The organism is Terriglobus albidus (assembly GCF_025685425.1).
GTDB lineage: Bacteria > Acidobacteriota > Terriglobia > Terriglobales > Acidobacteriaceae > Terriglobus > Terriglobus albidus.
Map to the genome: position 1 here is coordinate 252,250 of NZ_JAGTAS010000058.1, position 18,224 is coordinate 270,473.

The 18,224-nt window shown below is 57.6% G+C and carries 12 protein-coding genes; 4 read left to right on the forward strand and 8 right to left on the reverse strand.

Annotated features, from left to right (window positions below):
* Positions 1–9 precede the first annotated feature (9 nt).
* From OHL21_RS20300 to kdgD, 3 genes are read right to left on the reverse strand one after another with little or no spacing between them, the layout of a single operon-like run.
* On the reverse strand, positions 10–1,347 hold the full coding sequence (locus tag OHL21_RS20300) for an enolase C-terminal domain-like protein (RefSeq protein ID WP_263419128.1): 1,338 nt from the start codon (positions 1,345–1,347) through the stop codon (positions 10–12).
* The gene (locus OHL21_RS20305; protein ID WP_263419129.1) at positions 1,347–2,687 is read right to left on the reverse strand and encodes an MFS transporter; all 1,341 of its coding nucleotides are present in this window, start codon (positions 2,685–2,687) and stop codon (positions 1,347–1,349) included. The genes OHL21_RS20300 and OHL21_RS20305 overlap by 1 nt, the downstream gene beginning before the upstream one ends.
* Positions 2,688–2,707: 20 nt before the next feature.
* Positions 2,708–3,622, reverse strand: a complete 915-nt coding sequence (gene kdgD, locus OHL21_RS20310; protein ID WP_263419130.1) for a 5-dehydro-4-deoxyglucarate dehydratase — start codon at positions 3,620–3,622, stop codon at positions 2,708–2,710.
* A 120-nt stretch (positions 3,623–3,742) separates the two neighbouring features.
* On the opposite strand from kdgD, the gene OHL21_RS20315 reads away from it, so the two are divergent.
* The 4 genes from OHL21_RS20315 to OHL21_RS20330 all read left to right on the forward strand — a co-directional run bounded on the left by OHL21_RS20315 (position 3,743) and on the right by OHL21_RS20330 (position 8,093).
* Positions 3,743–4,645 (forward strand): LysR family transcriptional regulator, encoded by a 903-nt coding sequence (locus OHL21_RS20315; protein ID WP_263419131.1) that lies wholly within the window; start codon positions 3,743–3,745, stop codon positions 4,643–4,645.
* 54 nt (positions 4,646–4,699) lie between these two features.
* The gene (locus tag OHL21_RS20320) at positions 4,700–5,713 is read left to right on the forward strand and encodes a LacI family DNA-binding transcriptional regulator (RefSeq protein WP_263419132.1); all 1,014 of its coding nucleotides are present in this window, start codon (positions 4,700–4,702) and stop codon (positions 5,711–5,713) included.
* Between the two features lie 150 nt (positions 5,714–5,863).
* A complete protein-coding gene (locus OHL21_RS20325; protein WP_263419133.1) occupies positions 5,864–6,721 on the forward strand; it encodes an inositol oxygenase in 858 nt (285 codons plus the stop codon).
* Positions 6,722–6,953: 232 nt separating this feature from the next.
* The gene (locus OHL21_RS20330) at positions 6,954–8,093 is read left to right on the forward strand and encodes a glycoside hydrolase family 130 protein (protein WP_263419134.1); all 1,140 of its coding nucleotides are present in this window, start codon (positions 6,954–6,956) and stop codon (positions 8,091–8,093) included.
* Between the two features lie 193 nt (positions 8,094–8,286).
* Here the strand turns inward: OHL21_RS20330 and OHL21_RS20335 are convergent, their stop codons facing one another.
* The 5 genes from OHL21_RS20335 to OHL21_RS20355 are packed head-to-tail and all read right to left on the reverse strand — an operon-like array spanning position 8,287 to position 18,126.
* Positions 8,287–9,639, reverse strand: a complete 1,353-nt coding sequence (locus tag OHL21_RS20335; RefSeq protein WP_263419135.1) for a family 4 glycosyl hydrolase — start codon at positions 9,637–9,639, stop codon at positions 8,287–8,289.
* Positions 9,629–10,552 (reverse strand): carbohydrate kinase family protein, encoded by a 924-nt coding sequence (locus OHL21_RS20340; RefSeq protein ID WP_263419136.1) that lies wholly within the window; start codon positions 10,550–10,552, stop codon positions 9,629–9,631. The genes OHL21_RS20335 and OHL21_RS20340 overlap by 11 nt, the downstream gene beginning before the upstream one ends.
* Positions 10,549–11,901 carry an APC family permease gene (locus tag OHL21_RS20345; protein WP_263419137.1) on the reverse strand — a complete coding sequence of 451 codons (1,353 nt, stop codon included), beginning with the start codon at positions 11,899–11,901 and terminating at the stop codon, positions 10,549–10,551. The genes OHL21_RS20340 and OHL21_RS20345 overlap by 4 nt, the downstream gene beginning before the upstream one ends.
* 15 nt (positions 11,902–11,916) lie before the next feature.
* A complete protein-coding gene (locus OHL21_RS20350; protein ID WP_263419138.1) occupies positions 11,917–14,715 on the reverse strand; it encodes a PIG-L family deacetylase in 2,799 nt (932 codons plus the stop codon).
* A gap of 57 nt (positions 14,716–14,772) precedes the next feature.
* A complete protein-coding gene (locus tag OHL21_RS20355) occupies positions 14,773–18,126 on the reverse strand; it encodes a TonB-dependent receptor (RefSeq protein ID WP_263419139.1) in 3,354 nt (1,117 codons plus the stop codon).
* Positions 18,127–18,224: the final 98 nt, after the last annotated feature.

The window sequence follows — 18,224 nt, forward strand, 5'->3', positions numbered from 1 at the left end:
CGTCTCTCTCTATCGTGCCACGCGCGGCAGCATGCAGGGGAGTTTCGGGTCGAAGGTCCAGCCGGGCATCAGGCACTGCATGCCCAGAGCGTCGTCACGTCCGCCCAGTCCCAGGCTGTTATAGGTCTCGTGAGCGGCTTCCACCTTCTCCCAGTCGAGCACAACCCCAAGGCCGGGCGTCGACGGCACTTTTATTTCTCCATTCACAATCCGGAACGGATCCTGCGTCAGCCGTTGGCCATCCTGCCAGATCCAATGGGTATCGATGGCCGTAACCCGGCCGGGGGCCGCTGCGGCTACATGCGTAAACATTGCCAGAGAAACATCGAAGTGGTTGTTCGAGTGCGAACCCCAGGTCAGGTCCCAATCGCGACAGAACTGGGCCACACGTACCGATCCCTGCATCGTCCAGAAGTGCGGATCGGCCAGGGGAATATCCACAGATTTGAGCTGTGCCGCATGCCGAAGCTGGCGCCAGTCAGTGGCGATCATATTCGTGGCGGTCGGCAGTCCGGTGGCAGTGCGAAACTCCGCCATGATCTCGCGGCCAGAGAAGCCCTTCTCAGCGCCGCAAGGATCTTCCGCATACGCCAACACGCCATGCTTCCCGGTGCATAGCCGCACCGCTTCGTCCAGTGACCACGCTCCATTTGGATCGAGCGTGATGCGAGCCATCGGGAAACGCGCTGCTAAGGCCTCGATGGCTTCCATCTCCGCCGCTCCGGAGAGCACACCGCCCTTGAGTTTGAAGTCATTAAACCCATAGCGTTCATGGGCTGCCTCCGCGAGGCGCACGATCGACTCCGGAGTCAGTGCCTGTTCGTTGCGCAGACGGAACCATGCATCGTCGGCGTTTTCTTCGCTCCGGTAACCCGCATTGCTGCGCTTACGATCACTGATGAAAAACAGGTAACCCAGAGCTTCAACTCTGTCTCGCTGCTGGCCTTCGCCGAGCAGCGCCGCTACCGGCAAGCCGACAAACTGGCCCAACAGATCGAGCATGGCGGCTTCAATAGCCGTCACCGCGTGCACAGTGGTGCGGAGATCGAAGGTCTGCAGGCCTCGGCCCTCTTTATCCAGTTCGGCAAATGCCGCTTGCACCTGCTGCAGCACGCTCTGGTAGTGAGCGATGGGGCGCCCGATCACGAGTGGTGCAGCCTGCTCCAGCACAGACAGTATCTTCTCTCCGCCCGGGACCTCACCCACACCGGTCTTGCCGTCGGTGTCTGTAAGGACGAGCAGGTTCCGGGTAAAGTACGGCGCATGCGCTCCGCTCAGGTTCAGCAGCATGCTGTCCTGTCCGGCGACCGGAATAGCACGCATGGTTGCGATCTTCGGACTCGACATTATGCTGCCTGCTCCTTTACCTGCTTACTGCCAAACTCCACACGATGAATTCTGCCCACCAACGGCAGGTAGGCGACGATAGCAGCCAGTGCCGTGACACCGACAAAGACAAGCGCCAGGTTGAACGATCCTGTCCGCTGCACGATCCAGCCGATAATGATCGGTGTCGTAATGCCGGCGATGTTCCCAATCAGATTGAAGAGACCGCCGTTGATACCTATCATGTTCCGCGGTGAAACATCCGAGATCACCGTCCAGCCGAGAGCCCCGAAACCCTTGCCGAAGAAGGCAAGCGACATCAGCAGGATGACTGCCACGTGGCCCGAGACATAGTTGCAACCAATCATCGTCATCGAAAGAGCCATGCCTGCGACGATCGGTACCTTACGCGCCACGGTGAGCGAATTGCCGCTCTTCAGCAGATGATCGGAAACGACACCACCGAAGACGCCGCCGATAGATCCGCAGAGCGCCGGCACCGCGGCCAGCAAGCCGGCCTTCGCAATCGCGATATGCCGAGCCTGATTGAGATACACCGGGAACCACGTCAGGAAGAACCAGGTCAACGTCGTAATGCAGTACTGACCGATATAGATGCCCACCAGCATCCGGTTGCTTAGAAGCATGCGCACAGCCGACCAGGTCAACTGATTCGGATTCGCACCCTTCCTGAGGTTCTGGTCCATATTCGCCAGGCCGCCTCCCTCCTCGATGTAACTGATCTCCGCATCGGAGATATGAGGGTGCGACTTCACGCTATGAATGACACGGAACCAGACAACACTGAGCAGCAGGCCGACAACGCCTCCCAGCCAGAAGCAGGCTTTCCAGCCGTAGTGCTGTACCAGCCAGCCCATCACTGGCCCAAAGATCACCAGGGCAAAATACTGGGATGAATTGAAGATGGCAGAGGCACGTCCGCGTTCCGCGGTTGGAAACCACGCCGCGACAATGCGTCCGTTGCCAGGAAAGACGGGTGACTGCGCCAGACCTGAGAGCAGCCGTACTGCAAACAACAATCCGAATCCCATCGCGGCGGGAAGAAACCCAATGAAACCCGCGATCAGCGCCAGAATCGACCAGGTGACGATGCTCAGGCCGTAGACGCGCTTGGACCCATAACGGTCCAGCAGGCCGCCTGCCGGCAACTGAGCAACAACATAGGCCCAGCTGAAGGCGGAGAAGAGATAGCCGAGCTTCAGTGGATTGAGACCAAGCTGATGCGTGATGTCGACTCCCACAATGGAGAGGACCACGCGATCACCGTAGCTGCAGCAGCTGGCGGTGAAGAGCATCAACACGATGAGAAAGCGGATATGAGACTTTTCTTTCCCTGCCATCCTGCATCAACCTTTGCTTTCTACGAGCGGTTGCCGATGAGTACCTTTAGCTCTTCCAGCTCCTGCGGTGTGAGGTCCAGCAACGGAGTTCGTACTGACCCCGCAGGGCGTCCCACAACCTTCAAGCCGGCCTTCACAATCGAAACCGCATAACCCTTGCGGCGATTGCGAATGGTGCTGTAGGGCAGAACAAATTCTCTCAGGCCCTTGTAAATGGTCTCGTGGTCGCGGCGGCGTACCGCGGAATAGAACTCATTGGCGAAGTTCGGCAGGAAATTAAAGATCGCCGACGAGTACGTGGTGACCCCCATCTCCAGATAAGGCAGCGCAAAGGTCTCCGCCGTCGGCAGGCCGCCCACGTAGGTCAGCCGATCGCCCATACGGGTAAAGATGCGGGTCATCAGTTCGATATCGCCATAGCCGTCCTTGAAACCGATCAGGTTCGGGCAGCGCTTGCACAGGGCTTCGAGGCTGTCTTCGTTAATAACGAAGTTGTCGCGGTTGTAGAGAATGACCCCCAGGCTGGTGGCGCCGCACACCGCTTCAGCATGAGCGATCAGACCAGCCTGCTCCGCTCCGACAAGATACGGAGGCAGGAGAAGCAAGCCATCGGCTCCCGCCGCCTCTGCGGCTTTGGCGAACTCGATGGCCATGGCAGTTCCGTATCCGCAACCGGCAAGTACGGGAACCCGTCCGTCTGTCTCTTCTACCGCGGCGCGTACCACTCGAGAGAACTCCGACAAGGTCAGCGAGAAGAACTCGCCCGTGCCACCGGCGGCAAACAGGCCGGCGGGATTGTGCTCGAGCAGCCAGCCGATATGGGCGCGATAGGCGCTCTCGTCAAAAACATTCTGTGCGGTGAAGTGCGTTACCGGAAACGACAGCAGGCCGCTGCCGATCGTCTTTGCCAGCTCTGCGGGAAGCATCTGGGACATTCTGTCTCTTCTTCTCCAGCCCGCGGCGATCGCGTCGCCGCTCGGCAGGTAAAACTATAGTCCGCCCAACGATGCTTTGTGGAATCATAGTGAGCATCAAATCATGCAGAAAAGGACTTAATGTTCGAGCTCAAACAACTGCATTATTTTCTGATCCTGGCCGACGAACTCCACTTCGGGCGCGCAGCGAAACGGCTGCATATGACGCAGTCGCCGCTCAGCCGGCAGATCCAGATGTTGGAACACACGCTGCATTTTCCGCTCTTCAAGCGCACCAATCGCAGCGTACAACTCACTCCGGCAGGACACGCGTTTCGCGCGGAGGCACGGCAGATTCTTTCGCTCGCCGAAAATGCAGTCGCTGTTGCCAGGCGTCACTCGCAGGGGCAGGCCGGGCGTCTGCGCATGGGCTTCACCGCCGGCTCCAGTTATCGCCATCTTCCCCGCCTTCTGGCGTATTCCAGCCGCGAGCTGAAAGAGCTGGAGATCGTGCTGGAGGAGATGGTGACGGTGCAGCAGGTCGAGGCCCTGCAGGCCAACCAGATTGACCTGGGGTTGGGACGTCAGCAGCCCAACCAGCCCGACCTGGATGGGCTATGCATCGCCCGCGAGCAGTTGCTGCTGGCGGTGCCGGCGGAGCATCTACTCGCTCGTAAAGCCACCATTACCCTGGACGATCTGAGGTCAGAACCCATCATTACCTTCTCGCCCAAGGACGGCTTCTACTTCTATGCCCTGATCGACAGCATCTTTCGCCGCCATAATCTACAGCCCACCTATGTGCAGCACGTCAGCCAAATCCACTCAATGCTGGCACTGGTCAGCGCCGGGCTGGGCGTGGCCCTGGTGCCGGAGACGGCCGAGGCGCTGCACTTTGACGGAGTGGCGCTTCGCCGCATCAAGATGCCCCCGGTCCATGCCGACCTGTACCTGGTGTGGAAGAGGTCCAGCACCAATCCGGCGGTGAAGACCTTCGTGCAACTCATCCGTAAGCGGATCCGTCTGGCCCCGACACGCAACTGATATCCGCAGAGCGAGTCTTTCTTCTACACTTACACTGAATACAAAGGAGATTGGATGGCTGTCCGCCTGAAGGACATTGCTCGCGACCTTGGTGTTTCGACCGTTACGGTTTCCAAGGTGCTCCGCAACCGTAAAGACGTCGGCGAGAAGACCCGCCAACGTGTGTTGAAGCGGATGGAGGAGCTGCAGTACAAGCCCAACCTCATCGCCCGGGCTCTTATTAGCGGACGGACGGCGAACGTCGGCCTGGTGGTGCCGGACCTGCTGCATCCTTACTTCGGTGAGGTCGCCAAGAGCCTGGGTGCGGTGCTGCGTGAACATGATCGGGCGCTGCTGCTGGCTTCCTCCGAGGACGATCCTGAGATCGAACAGCGTGAGATCCGTGCCCTGCTCACCCGCGGAGTCGACATGCTGCTGATTTCTTCCTGCCAGCGCAAGCTGCAGAATATCTTCAAGGTCGGCGAAAAGCAGACCCCCATCCTGCTGGTAGACCGCAACTTCCCTTACCTAAACTCCCACTATGTCGGGTCGGATGACTTCAAAATCGGGGAGATTGCCACCGAACATCTTCTGGAGACCGGACGGAAGTGCATCGCACATATCGGAGCTTCGCATCTGAGCACCGGACATGAGCGTATGCGAGGTTACTCCGAGACGCTTCTTCAGAACCGCGCCATGGTGCCGATGGAATACGTCCTGATGCACGAGCGTTTCGAGGAGACGGGTATTACCGCCGGACAGAAGGCAATGCAGCAGTTGCTGAACCTGAATCCTCGGCCAGACGCTGTCTTCTGCTACAACGACCTTACGGCTATCGGCGCCATCGAGGCTGTTCTGGAGGCCGGTTTACGCGTGCCGGAGGACGTTGCCATCGTCGGCTGCGGTAACTTCCGCTACGCCCAGTACTTACGGGTACCGCTCACCTCGGTCGATCAGTCGACCGACCAGATCGGCCGGACGGCGGGCGAAGAGGTCATCCGCCTGCTGGACGATCCGGAATCCCCGGCTCGTAGCATCCTGATCCCTCCGCATCTGCGTGTCCGCGCGAGTAGCTGGAAGCCGGCGTAACCGATACCGGGACGAATTATAAATTTTCCTTGAATCTCTATTGTCAACGCTAACGCGGCGTGTCTATAGTTTTACGTAATCGATTACGTAGATGGCCTTCTGGCGAACGTCCGGTCATCACGTACGATTCGTACCCCAAGGAGCCACCCCATGTCCGCCACACCCGCCAACGCTACTCCCCTCCACGATCTCGATCAGTGGGAAGACTTTCTGGAAGGCCGTTACAAGGAAGGAAAGTCTGAGACCGAATTCCGTCAGTACGATGCCGAGGCGCAGCCCGGCGTGGCCGAGTTCTATCGCCTGAACCATCAGTTCCAGACCGTTGATTATGTCCTGGGCAAGGAGAAGGAGTACTTCGGTCTGACGCGCGGCAAGAAGACAGTATGGGAAGCGGCCGAGTTCTTGAATACCCTGGTCGATGACAGCGATCCGGATACCGACCTCACCCAAATTGAGCACCTGCTGCAGACTTCCGAAGCCATGCGCCGTGATGGTCAGCCCCGCTGGATGGTTCTGGTGGGCTTCATTCATGATCTGGGCAAGTGCCTCTGCCTCTATGGCGAGCCGCAGTGGGGTGTTGTGGGCGATACCTTCCCCGTAGGCTGCGCCTGGTCCGATCAGATCGTCTTCCCCGAATACTTTGCCGCCAACCCGGATCGCCTGGTGGCCAAGTATCAGACCAAGTACGGCATCTATGAGCCGAACTGTGGTCTTGAGAACGTGCACATGTCCTTCGGTCACGATGGCTACATCGCCGAAGTGATGAAGCCTTACCTGCCCGATGAGGCGCTGTACATGCTGCGCTTCCACTCGTTCTATGCATGGCACCGCCATGGCGCTTACACCCATCTGATGAACAAGAAAGATGAGGCCATGCTGGAGTGGGTGCGGAAGTTCAATCCCTATGACCTCTATTCGAAGGGTCACACCAAGCCGAACATGAAGGAACTGAAGCCCTACTACGACGACCTGTTCGCGGAGTTCCTGCCGGAGAAGCTGGACTGGTAATTTCGCTCGCAGCTTTGTGGAACGTGTTTCATGATAGGCCGCCTTTCGGGCGCGGGTTTCATACGTGCCTGATTCCAGCGAATCGGATTTATGAGACACGTTCCAGGGTTGATCCCTTGGAGCAGTTTCCCTGCAGGTGTAGTGTAGGGCTTTCGCATCTATGGGCGTTTTCCGCAATGAAAACGCCGCTGCAATTCTCTTGCGGGATACCCAGCAACAGGGAAAATGCTCTATGGCTTTGCGGTATACGACATCGACGTTACGTCACCTCTCATGGCTGGTAGCTCTGCTGCCAGCCATGAGTTTTGCCCAAAAGAATTCTGCCCACAGCAATCCTGCCCAGACCTGGACGATTGGGCCATTCAACCGGCCCGTTTCCTCTCCGATCCTCTCCCCCAGGCCAGCATCTTCTTTCACCGATCCCGTTAGCGGGCAGACCGTTCACTGGGAGGCTACCAGCACCTTCAACCCCTCTGCTGTTGTCCGTAACGGCAAGGTCTACGTGCTGTATCGCGCGGAAGATGACTCCGGTGAGATGAAGATTGGCATGCATACTTCGCGTCTGGGCCTGGCCTCCAGTGACGACGGTATTCACTTCACGCGCGAACCTGAACCTGTTTTCTATCCCGCGGACGATACACAGAAAGATCGCGAGTGGCCCGGCGGCACGGAGGATCCTCGGTTGATCGAGGGCGAAGACGGCGCCTATGTTCTGAGCTATACGCAGTGGAACCGGAAGAGCACCAGTATCGGGATTGCGACCTCAAAGGATCTTATCCATTGGACCAAGCACGGCCCCATGTTCCCGGGGAAAGATAACGGCGCCTATCACAGCTATAAATCCGGAGGCATCGTTACCCGGCTTAGTAACGGCCGCCTGATCGCAGCCAAAATCCAAGGGAAATACTGGATGTATTGGGGCGAGGTGGAAATTCACCTTGCAACCTCTCCTGACCTGATTCATTGGACGCCGGTGGAGAATGCCGACGGCTCTCCAATCGCAGTATTGAAGCAACGGGTAGCGCTCTTCGATAGCGCATTCCCTGAGGTCGGCCCTCCGCCGGTGCTGACGGAGCGGGGGATTGTGGTTCTGTATAACGGGAAGAATGGCTCCAGCGATGGAGCTCCCGGTCTTGATCCCGGAGCTTACTCGGTTGGGCAGGCATTATTCTCGGCGACCGAGCCCGCGAAGCTATTGGAGAGGACCACAGTGCCCTTCCTCAAGCCGGAGCTGCCGTTCGAGAAGACGGGACAATACGTCACCGGAACGACCTTTGCGGAAGGTCTGGTGTACTTCAGTAACAAATGGTTCCTTTACTACGGTTGCGCTGACTCGCTGGTGGGAGTCGCGGTGTCGGCTGAACGAAAATAGCTGGATCCAATCTTTGTTTGTCATTTTGCAGTGACCATCGGGAACGGAGAAATCCGCTTCTCGATCTTCTATGAGTAGACGAAAGACGATCGTGCATCCGCGCGATACCGTTCTTCGCGGTGCGAAGAACGAGGAACAAGCAGATTTCTCCGCTTCGCTGCGAAATGACAAAAAAATAGTACTTCTGCGTGGTCTAGGCCTTCCACCTCATCGTCTTTAGCAACTCTTCCGAGGGCTCCCACTCTCCGATGCTCGGGTAGAGCAGCATCGCCTTGCGAAGGTCTCGCTCCGAACCACTAACGGCGGCATCAATCGCCGCGCGTTCATACGCCTTCACTGCCAGCACCAGGCCGCGTACTGCTTCCGGCAAAGGGCCAACGGGAATAGGAGCAAGTTGGGTTCGGCTGATCTGTGTTGCGGCTTCGATGATGTCTCCCGGAGCGATCTCCGGAATCGTGTTGCCGTTGCGGAGATTGACGATCACGTTCTCTGGCGTCTCACTGCTCAAGGCGTTCATCACCTGCAACGCGATGCGATGGTAGCCGCTCGCTGCGCGGAAGGGATCCTCTTGGGGTGCAGCCTCGTCGAATGCCGATTTTCCTTCGCCTTCCAGCTTCATATAAGAACCGGAGCGCAGATTGAGGTAGTCCACATAGGCCTGCAGTGCGGCCGCATCTTCACCAGCCGTCAATAGCTCGACCAAGCGCTGCATCAGAGACTCGTTCATCGCTGCGATCTGCTCTCCTCGCGTTGCTCCCTGCTTGCGCTGATTCTCAAGCGCACGGCGACGCGAGTAGTAGAAGAAGAGATATTCGGTCGGAATCAGGCCGATGGCGCGGATCAACTCATGATCGAACAAAGGAGCGGAGTAGAGCTGCGAAAGAATGGCATCATCCTGCAGGATGCGTGAGGTCACATCTTCACCGCGCAGCGTGACACGGCGTACCCATCCCAGATGATTTAAACCGACATACTCGCAGACAAGATCCTTTGCAGGAGCTTGCAATGCTATCTGGATGCGGTGCAATAACTCCGTCGGCGTATCACAGATACCGATCACCTTTGCTCCGCTGTGATGCGCGATCGCCTGCGTGATAAGGCCGGCTGGATTCGTGAAGTTGATGATCCATGCGGAAGGGGCAAGCCTTTCCACCAGCTTCGCCTGTTCAATCGCAATGGGAATCGTGCGCTGCCCCATGGCTACACCACCGGGACCAGTCGTCTCCTGCCCGGGATAACCACACTGGATCGCCGCTCGCTCATCATGCGCGCGGGTTCCAATACCTCCAACGCGGACACTGTTCAGCACGAAACTCGCCCCATCCACCGCTTCTTCCGGAGACTTTGCAACCGAGATCTTCAGCGAGCCGGACTCACGCCGTACCACCTCGCGTCCCAGGCGCGCGATCATCTCCGCCCGGTGCTGGTCGACGTCATACAACATCAGTTCTGCGGCATCGAGCGTTTGGGCTGACTCATTAATACCGAAGACGACCAACGGCGTGCGAACACCGCCGCCGCCGAGAAACGCAATCTTATGTGGCATAAAACTCCTCAAGCGCAGCCTCTACCTCATTGCGGGTAGGAAGCGCGCGCAGAGCGCCGGCGGCACGAGTCGAAAGCGCTCCGCAGACGCAGCCATGCTGCAGGCACTGCTGCGGGGAAAGCCCTTCCAGCAGAGCGTGGATGAAACCGGCATCGAAGGCATCGCCGGCGCCGGTTGTGTCAACCAGATTTACCAGGGGCGGCGCCGCCCAGTACTCCTTGCCGTTCGACAGCATCATCGCACCCGCAGGCCCAAGCTTCACCAGGGCATGCTCCACGCCGTGCTGACGGCAGAGCTGCAGGTATGCCTCAGGGCTGCCGGCAAGCATCATTGACTCTTTTTCGTTGGGCATGACGTAATCGATCATGCGCATCAGCGTCCAGTTCTCCTGGTTCTGCAACCACTCGACATGATGTCCGACATCGATGGAGACAGTAGCTCCATGGCCTTTCAGCGCCTTCACGATTCTGGCGCCTGGTCCCGCTTCTAACGGAAGCGCGAGATGGACGTGCCTGGCGTGCGCAGCTTCCCTTGTTATCTCAGGATGCTGTTCCAGATACGCCGCCAGATGCTCGTTGACTCCGCGATAGGTAAAGAAGGTACGGTCATATGCGGTGGAGATACTGACAGTCACACCGCTGCGTCCTTTTTCAACGATCAGACTTTCCGCCGAGACGCCAAACTCTTCCAGGCGATCTGCGATGGCCTTATAGTCACCTTCCCCTACGATACCTGCGAGACGCACCTTCGCTCCCAGCAGTGAGAGCGCGCAGGCGGTTGTGACAGCGCCCCCGCCAAGCTCCCAGGTGTACTCGTCGGTAAAGACCTCAGACCCAGGGACAGGCCAGTCCGCAAACCCACTGAAGACATGGTCCAGATAGATCTCACCGATGACTGTGACGTCGTATTTCATGCCTGCTGAAATGGCCACTCCTGCGCCCGGTTTGCCTGAAACAAGAAGACCACCATACCGGCGACGATCAGGCCCGCGCCTACGGCGATGTGTTTTAGCTGGCTGGCGCCAACGATGTAGAGCCATCCCGCCAACGCCACCAGCGCGGGCAGAGGATAGAGCGGCATGCGGAACCTGCCGGGCGCGGGAGGTGACTGCCGCCGCAGCAACATGACCGCAATGCACTGCCCGAGGAACTGCAGCATGGTCTGAATCACAATCAACCCGGCGATCAGATCGGCCAGCGAGAAGAAGCACATCGCCATGGAGGCGATGCCCATGTAGATCAGAGAGACTGTCGGGAAGTGATCCTTGGGATGCACTCTGGCAAAGACCGCGGGGAATTCCCCGCTCGCTGCAGCCGCATAGGGAATTCGCGAGTACCCAAGCAAAATGGCAAAGGCTGATCCCCAGCTTGCGATGAGGATAAGGATAGAGACAGCCTTCGCTGCCCATGCACCATGCACCGCCTGCATGAAGTCGGAGACGATGACCTTCGAGTGCTGTGCCTCGCGCCACGGCAATGTCCCCAGGATCGAGATGTTCATCGCCAGGTACATGGCTGCCACCAGCACAATCGAGAGCAGCACAACGCGCGGGATATTTTTCGTTGGATTTCTGACCTCTCCACCCAGCAGGCAGACGTTGTTATAGCCACCGTAATCGTAGGTCGCGATCAGGGTCGCGGAGCCGAGTCCGAGCCAGAATGTATGGGAGAGATGGAAGGCATGGGGAGGGAAATCGAAGGCGATTGCCGGATGGAAATGTGTAATGCCACTCAGGATGATCCAACAACAAGTTGCCAGTACGACCACGGTCACGATGACCGACAACACTCCAATGGAGCGGATCGAGCGGTAGAGCACCGCCATGTTGACCAGACACAACACCATCGCTATCAGCTTCAACTGAGCAGCCGATAGGGGATGAAAGACGCTTGCGTAGTCCGCAAATCCAACGGCGCCTGAGGCGATGGAGATAGGCCCCACCAGCAGCGATTGCCAGAGGAAGAGAAAAGCCATCAAACGCCCGAGCGTTTTGGGCCCGAAGGCTGTCAGCAGGTAGTGATAGGAACCACCGGAGTGCGGCATCCTGGAACCAAGTTCGGCCCACACCATGCCATCGCACAGCGCCAGTAACGCCCCCAGGATCCAGCCGAGCATCGCCTGCGGGCCGCCCATCGCCGCTAGGGCGAGAGGAATGGTGAGAAAGGGACCTACACCGACCATGTTCAGCACATTGGCCGACAGTGCTCCCCACAGACCGATTCCACGATCAAGATGCCCGAGTTGTTGTCCTGCCTTCGCCATGGAGAGGGTCCCGAACTACTTGATCTCCGGATTCTTTGGCAGACTCAACATATTGGCGAACAAACGGAAGGCTCCTGGAACTCCCAATGGGAGCTGGCGATAAAAAGCATATGCGTTGTAGATGTAGACGCCCTTACCATAGCGCGCGTAAACCAGGCCACCCTTTTGCTCCGGCTGGCCGGCGTCATGCGTCTCGAGAAGCGCAGTGTACTTCGGATCCCAAGACTGCAGGAACTTCGATCCCCGCTCTTCAATCCAGCCATCGAAGTCCTTCTCAGTGATCTTATTCGGCCAGTTGAAGACAGGGTTCTTTGGATCGAGGATCTTTACAACTGACTTCTCGTCCGTCACCTCTTCCGGGTCGTTGCTCATCACGTAAGGGTAAGGTCCAAAGTTATGGTCAAACTCAGGCGTGTTGTATTGCACGATGACAGTGCCGCCCTTCTCAACGTACTGCAACAGACGTGCATTATTGGCAATGAGATCAGGCCGCACTGCATAGGCACGGACACCGAGCACGATTGTGCTGTATTTCTGCAGATCGGCATTCGCCAGGTCCTGCGCCGAGAGATACGACACGTGCACACCGATCTGCTCCAGTGCTGCCGGAACATCATCGCCGCTGCCTTCGACGTAGGCAACCGAAACATCCGGCGCCATCTTCACGTCGGTTCCAGTAGTGACATACTTCGCCTGCGAGTAGAGGAAGTACGGCCGCAGGCCGGTGTAGCCGATCGTCACATAGCCTTCGGAGTAGGACTTGCCATCCAGCTCTGCAACAGCAGTGACGGTGTACGCCTTCCCTTCAGCAACTTTGGGCGTTACGGTGAAGGCTACGGTCTGCTCTTCGCCTTCCTGCGAGAACTTCACCGGAATGGACTTCGGTGCAGCCGTCCAGCCTTCCGGAAGCAACAGGCTTACGGATGGCGTTGCAGCCCCCTTCACGTTGTTATGTACGCGGACGCTCACACTGATCGATTTGCTTCCCAGCGGCACAACTCCTGCGGATGGCGACATCGCGACCGACAATGCCGGACCCACCGGCATCGGATACCGCAGCGTACCTGGCCCATTCACCTTGCTGACGACCTGAACGACACTTGCCAATTCTACGATTGCACCTTCGTACTCCACCTGCGCCACAGCCTGCAGGGGATAGGGAGATAACGGCGTATTCCTGGGCGCGCTGGGTGCAACATCATATGCTGCGTTCTGCAACCCGGCACGGGTGAAGTATGGCCGCGTGTACGGCTCGTCGACAGGAACTTTAACTTTGAAGGTGAGGTCAACTGCCTTTTCTGCAGTCAACGTTGCGGGAGAGGCGGGGCCTGAAATACTCCAGTCTTTGCCGGATGTGCCCACCAGCTTCACGCTCTTTACCGTTAGCGATGAGACTGTTGGTTCATAGAGATGGACCTTTACCGGAAACGCAAGGCCGGGCGTTGCCATCTGGAAGGTCGGCGCCGCGCCACGCATTGCGGCCATCATGCCGTCCTCCTGCCCTGCGGGAATGACATCGGCATTCAGCTTCAACTGCAGAGCCGCTATCAGAGCGTCATTGAACTGGCGCTGCTTGACCCGCAGCTCATGCAGGATGTTGTACTTCGCCTCTGCGGAGAGATCGCTCTTCTCCGTTTCAGCAAGCAGCGACTCAACCTTTAGCTTTCCTTTCGCCAGCGGAGAGGCTATTGCCACAGGCTTTTGTGCGGAGAAGCTCTTCATAGCCTGTTCGATCTGCGATGCGACCTCCTCTAATCCAGGCTTTAGAAAGGCCGGCGGCTTCGATCCTGCGAGATCTGCGATTCCGGTCAACGAGACGTCGATACCGTCGAAGAACGTCTCTTCCTTCGGGGGAGAGTTAAGCATCGATCCGAAGCGGTGGTAGTCGCTCATCTGTGAGCCAGGCAGCGGCACGCTCTGTCCACCGTTCTGGGAACGCTGATATCCGAGGCCCTCGCGGGATATCTGGGAGTAAGTCTCTCCAATGACCGGGTCGAAACTTCCGGCCGGGATACTGACTGTTACGGACGGCCTGCCTTCTTCCCATTTGCCCGTAATGTGATTCGTTACGCCGACGGGGCCCCAGGTGTGGTTCGCATAGTCGTACATTCCTTTCTCCGTAACTCGGAAGAAGGGAGCGCGGGCATAAGTCTTTACCGGGGACCATGGCAACAGGCCTTCTTTGATCTGCTCCGGGAACTTCGCCGGATCTCCGGCAGCCTTGAAGACCTCCTGCGCCATCAGGCCGGCGGTTGCATGCTGGCCATGTCCGTCGGTAGGGCCACCCACAAAGACGGAACACACGACGAGCGGACGAACAGTACGAACCACACGTACCGCCTGCTCCAAAACCTTGTCGTGGCCCCACTGTTCCAACGCTTCATCAAGAGACTTCGAGAAGCCGTAGTCCGTCATCGAGGTGAAGTACTGTGCGTCCAGACCGTAGTAGCGGCCGGCCTGCAACAACTCTTCTGTACGCACCAGACCAAGGGCATCCCAGTAGTCAGAAGACATCACGTTTGCACCGCCTTCGCCGCGGTCCAGTGTCAGCAAGGCGACGCGCGCTCCGACGCCGCGGCTATGATAGGCCAGGGTTGCTCCGTCTTCGTCGTCCGGATGCGCCACAATCATCATCAGGCTGGCGCGTGTCTGGAGGCGCTTCAACGACTGCCAAAGGTCGGCGGCGCCTTCATCGGCGGCAATCGGTCTTGCATCGACCTGCGGTCGCGCCTGAAAAGCATGCGCGGCAGGGATTGGCCCCGCCAGCAACACGGGAGTCAGCGCCAATACGGTGAACCTTCTGACAAACGGCATAGCCACTTGCATCTCCTTGCGGCCGGACCAGGATCCGGTCGCCTTTATTCACTCAGATCAGAAGTAGAACTTGGCAGCCATCTGTACCTGGCGTGCATTGTTCACGACGCTGTTGATTTTTCCAAAGGTATTCGGGATTGCAACACTGGTTGCCGGAGCGGCAAGATTTGGATGGTTGAACGCATTGAAGAACTCAAAACGCAACTCCAGCTTACGCACATCCGTAAATTCGAACTGTTTGAAAAGACTCAGATCTTCGTTATGACGTCCTGGACCCGCATATGGCCGGGGACGGCAAGTACCGAAGGCCCCATTTGCCGGTTGCGAAAAAGCGGTCGGGTTCAGATAGCGCCCATTTGTTGTCAGTACAGCGGCATTTGTAATCGCCATGCGGTCGCGCGAAGCTCCCGCGAAACCATCTGACAGGCAGTTAGCATACATCGCATGGTTTGAACCGGTCTGCGTAAAGTCGGTGGCTGTCACATTGAAGGGATTTCCCGCTTCCATCGTAATGATGGCATTGAGCTGCCAACCACCGACCAGCTTCGATGCCGTTGAGCCATTGTTCAGCACCAGGCCGTTGCGACCGATTGGCAGCTTCCATTGCGCATTGGCAACAAAGCGGTGACGCTGGTCGAAGGGTGACTGCGAGTACTCATGTGCATAGTCGTAGGCGTTTTGCGGGGTGGAACCTGCAGTGAGATTGTCCGCATAGTTGCTGAAGGCATGCGCCCAGGTATAGCTGAACTGGTAGGCCAAGCCATTCTTCATCGGCCGGCGCAGGCTCGCGACCAGGCCGTGATAGTTGGTGTTGCCGTCGTTGGTCGCCTGCTCCAGGAAGGCATGCAGGCTGCCGGAGTTCAGGTTTGCATACGGAAAGACGACGTTCGGTGTCGTACCCGTGAAACCTGTAATCAGGCCTTGATTGGCGTTCCGCAGGCGGTTCATCTTGTGACCGAAGTTCCCTACCCAGATGGTCTCCAGCACCATATTGCTGGGCAACTGAATCTGCGGGCCGAAGCTCATCTGCTGGACATAGCTGGTACGCTGATTCGGGTCCTGCCAGTTTGTCTTCTGGATGTAGAGCGGCGTTGTTGCATTGGCATATGTCGCCCCGGGGAAGCCGTTCCGCAGGAAGAAGACCGGCGAGCTTCCAGAGATTGTTCGGGAGTCGTTCACAAACTTCAAGAACGGCTGGTTCTGGGCCAACTGCGATTCAGAACCGATGCGGTTGACGTATTGGTAGAAGACGCCATATCCACCACGCAGAACGATCTTATCGGTCGCCTGGTAGCTGAAGCCGACGCGCGGGGCGAAGTTGTTCTTATCCGGATTAATAAGAGCACGCTGTGCCCATCCGCCACCGCTTGCCAGCGTCAACGATCCGCCGTTAGCAGTGTTGAAGTTGGAGAGCTGGTTCGTACGGTTCAGCATCGGCGAATACAGCTCATAGCGTGTTCCATAGGTGATGGTCAGGTTCCGCGTTGCGCGCCATGTGTCCTGCCCGAAGAAGGAGTTACCGTACAGGAAGTTGTGGACCACCAGTGCGCTGTTGTAGATAGTTTGGTTCACGTTTCCAAGCAGGAAATCCGCAAAGCCGAAGCCATTGCTGTTGGTGAAAAGGCCCGAGAACCCCATGTAGCCCTGCGGAGCTTGCAGATCCAGGAAGGTTAATGTATTGCGATGATACTCATAGCCGAACATCAGGCTGTGATTTCCCGTCAACTTGGTAAAGGTGTCCAAAAATTGATATACCTGTGCCGCCTGAAACTGCGGACGGTACAGATCCACGCCAATCCTCCGGAAACCGCCGGAGATACTCATGGGTGGCAGGCCCGCAGAATACGAAGAGATGGGAACACCAGAGAGCCCGACATCGCCTGCAGCCGATCCTCCGAGCGTAAGTCCGATCGGGTCGCTATGCGCACTATCGCGGCTCCACCCGAAACGCGCCTGATTTACCGCCGACGAGGAGAAGATCGTGGTCCAACCAAGGGCTAGCCCCTGGTTGCGGATCTTGTAATCTGTAGCGAACCCACCATTCCCGATCGTCGGGTTTGACGTCCATGGTGGATCCTGCCGGTGCTGATCCAAAAAGCTGTAGCGGCCAAAGATCGAGTGGCGCTCACTGATCTTCTGATCGATGCGCGTGTCGAACGAGTTCACCTGTTGCGGAAGCTGATAACTGAACCTGTAATTGCTGGTGCCGTCCCACCTATTGTTTTGGCTCTGAATATTATTCGGATCGGGAAGTAATGCAAGAATGCGGCGTGCCACAGGATCAATGCAATTCGGATTGACTACCTTGAGGACAATGCAACCCGTCTGACCGGGAAGTGTCCCCTTCGGATCGTAAGCCGCGACTTCACTCAAATCACCCGACTTCATTGCCGCTGACGGAACCACCGACTGGACTGTTGTCTGCTGCGTACTACGCAACCCCTGATAGTCGCCGAAAAAGAACAAGCGATCATGGCGAATGGGACCGCCCATTGTTCCTCCGAACTGGTTCTGGCTGAAGTTGCCCTTTGGCTGTTTGGGCGTCGTGTGATTGTTCGTCCAGCTGTTGGCATCGAAGACGCTGTTGCGCGCGTACTCCCATGCGCTGCCATGGAAGGCATTGGTACCGCTCTTGGTGGAGGCATTCACCACTGCTCCGGCAGAAGTGCCGAATTCCACTGAGTATGTGCGGGTCTGCAGGCGGAATTCCTGGATCGCATCGGGCGGAGGCTGCACATTCTGTACAGAACCCTCCTGCAGATTCGTCGATCCGGAGTTGTTGTCTACGCCATCCAGGGCAAAATAGTTTTGCGTCTCCAGGTTGCCATTGGAGCTGAAGCGGTCTGGCGCGCTGTTCGCCACAGAAGGATTCTTGAAGATGCCCGGCTCCAGCAGCGCCAGATCGGCGTAACGGCGGGCGTTCAGAGGAAGATCGTTAATCTGGGTTGTACTGACAATGTTGCCCACATCAGCCGACTGCGTCTGCAGGCCCAGAACCTCGGCGCTGACCTCCACCGTATCGTTCTGACTGCCCGCCTTCAATTCAAAATCAACCTGCGCGCGTGTCTTGACGTGAACCTCGATTCCAGTCTGCTTCGAGGTGCCAAAGCCGGGAGATGCTACTTCAACCTCATACGTGCCTGGAATCAGAGCGAGTGCCTGGTATACACCGTCCTGATTGGTTGTCAGCGTCGTAGTAACACCAGTTGCTACGTTCCGGATAGTCACGGACGCTCCGGCGATGACAGCGCCGCTGACATCGCGCGCGGTGCCGGTAATCGATCCATTGTCGAGTTGAGCATGTGCATGAACGGCTCCTAGAAGAAGACACAGAGGAAGAAGGAGGCGAATCAGAACCGTCCGTTGAAAGATATTGGAGAATGCGGGGACCACAGTGACAAACGAGCTCATCGACTGCCTCCTAAGGAGCGGATCAACCAGAAGCAGACCCTGCAGCAAGGGTGACGGGACCAGGCTCCGGGTTTTCCGATATCGGTATCGTTATCGGT

Bases quoted from the DNA above. Each gene is read 5' to 3' on its own strand.
- OHL21_RS20300 (WP_263419128.1), bottom strand. From the start codon at position 1,347: ATGTCGAGTCCGAAGATCGCAACCATGCGTGCTATTCCGGTCGCCGGA.
- OHL21_RS20305 (WP_263419129.1), bottom strand. From the start codon at position 2,687: ATGGCAGGGAAAGAAAAGTCTCATATCCGCTTTCTCATCGTGTTGATG.
- kdgD (WP_263419130.1), bottom strand. From the start codon at position 3,622: ATGTCCCAGATGCTTCCCGCAGAGCTGGCAAAGACGATCGGCAGCGGC.
- OHL21_RS20315 (WP_263419131.1), top strand. From the start codon at position 3,743: ATGTTCGAGCTCAAACAACTGCATTATTTTCTGATCCTGGCCGACGAA.
- OHL21_RS20320 (WP_263419132.1), top strand. From the start codon at position 4,700: ATGGCTGTCCGCCTGAAGGACATTGCTCGCGACCTTGGTGTTTCGACC.
- OHL21_RS20325 (WP_263419133.1), top strand. From the start codon at position 5,864: ATGTCCGCCACACCCGCCAACGCTACTCCCCTCCACGATCTCGATCAG.
- OHL21_RS20330 (WP_263419134.1), top strand. From the start codon at position 6,954: ATGGCTTTGCGGTATACGACATCGACGTTACGTCACCTCTCATGGCTG.
- OHL21_RS20335 (WP_263419135.1), bottom strand. From the start codon at position 9,639: ATGCCACATAAGATTGCGTTTCTCGGCGGCGGCGGTGTTCGCACGCCG.
- OHL21_RS20340 (WP_263419136.1), bottom strand. From the start codon at position 10,552: ATGAAATACGACGTCACAGTCATCGGTGAGATCTATCTGGACCATGTC.
- OHL21_RS20345 (WP_263419137.1), bottom strand. From the start codon at position 11,901: ATGGCGAAGGCAGGACAACAACTCGGGCATCTTGATCGTGGAATCGGT.
- OHL21_RS20350 (WP_263419138.1), bottom strand. From the start codon at position 14,715: ATGCCGTTTGTCAGAAGGTTCACCGTATTGGCGCTGACTCCCGTGTTG.
- OHL21_RS20355 (WP_263419139.1), bottom strand. From the start codon at position 18,126: ATGAGCTCGTTTGTCACTGTGGTCCCCGCATTCTCCAATATCTTTCAA.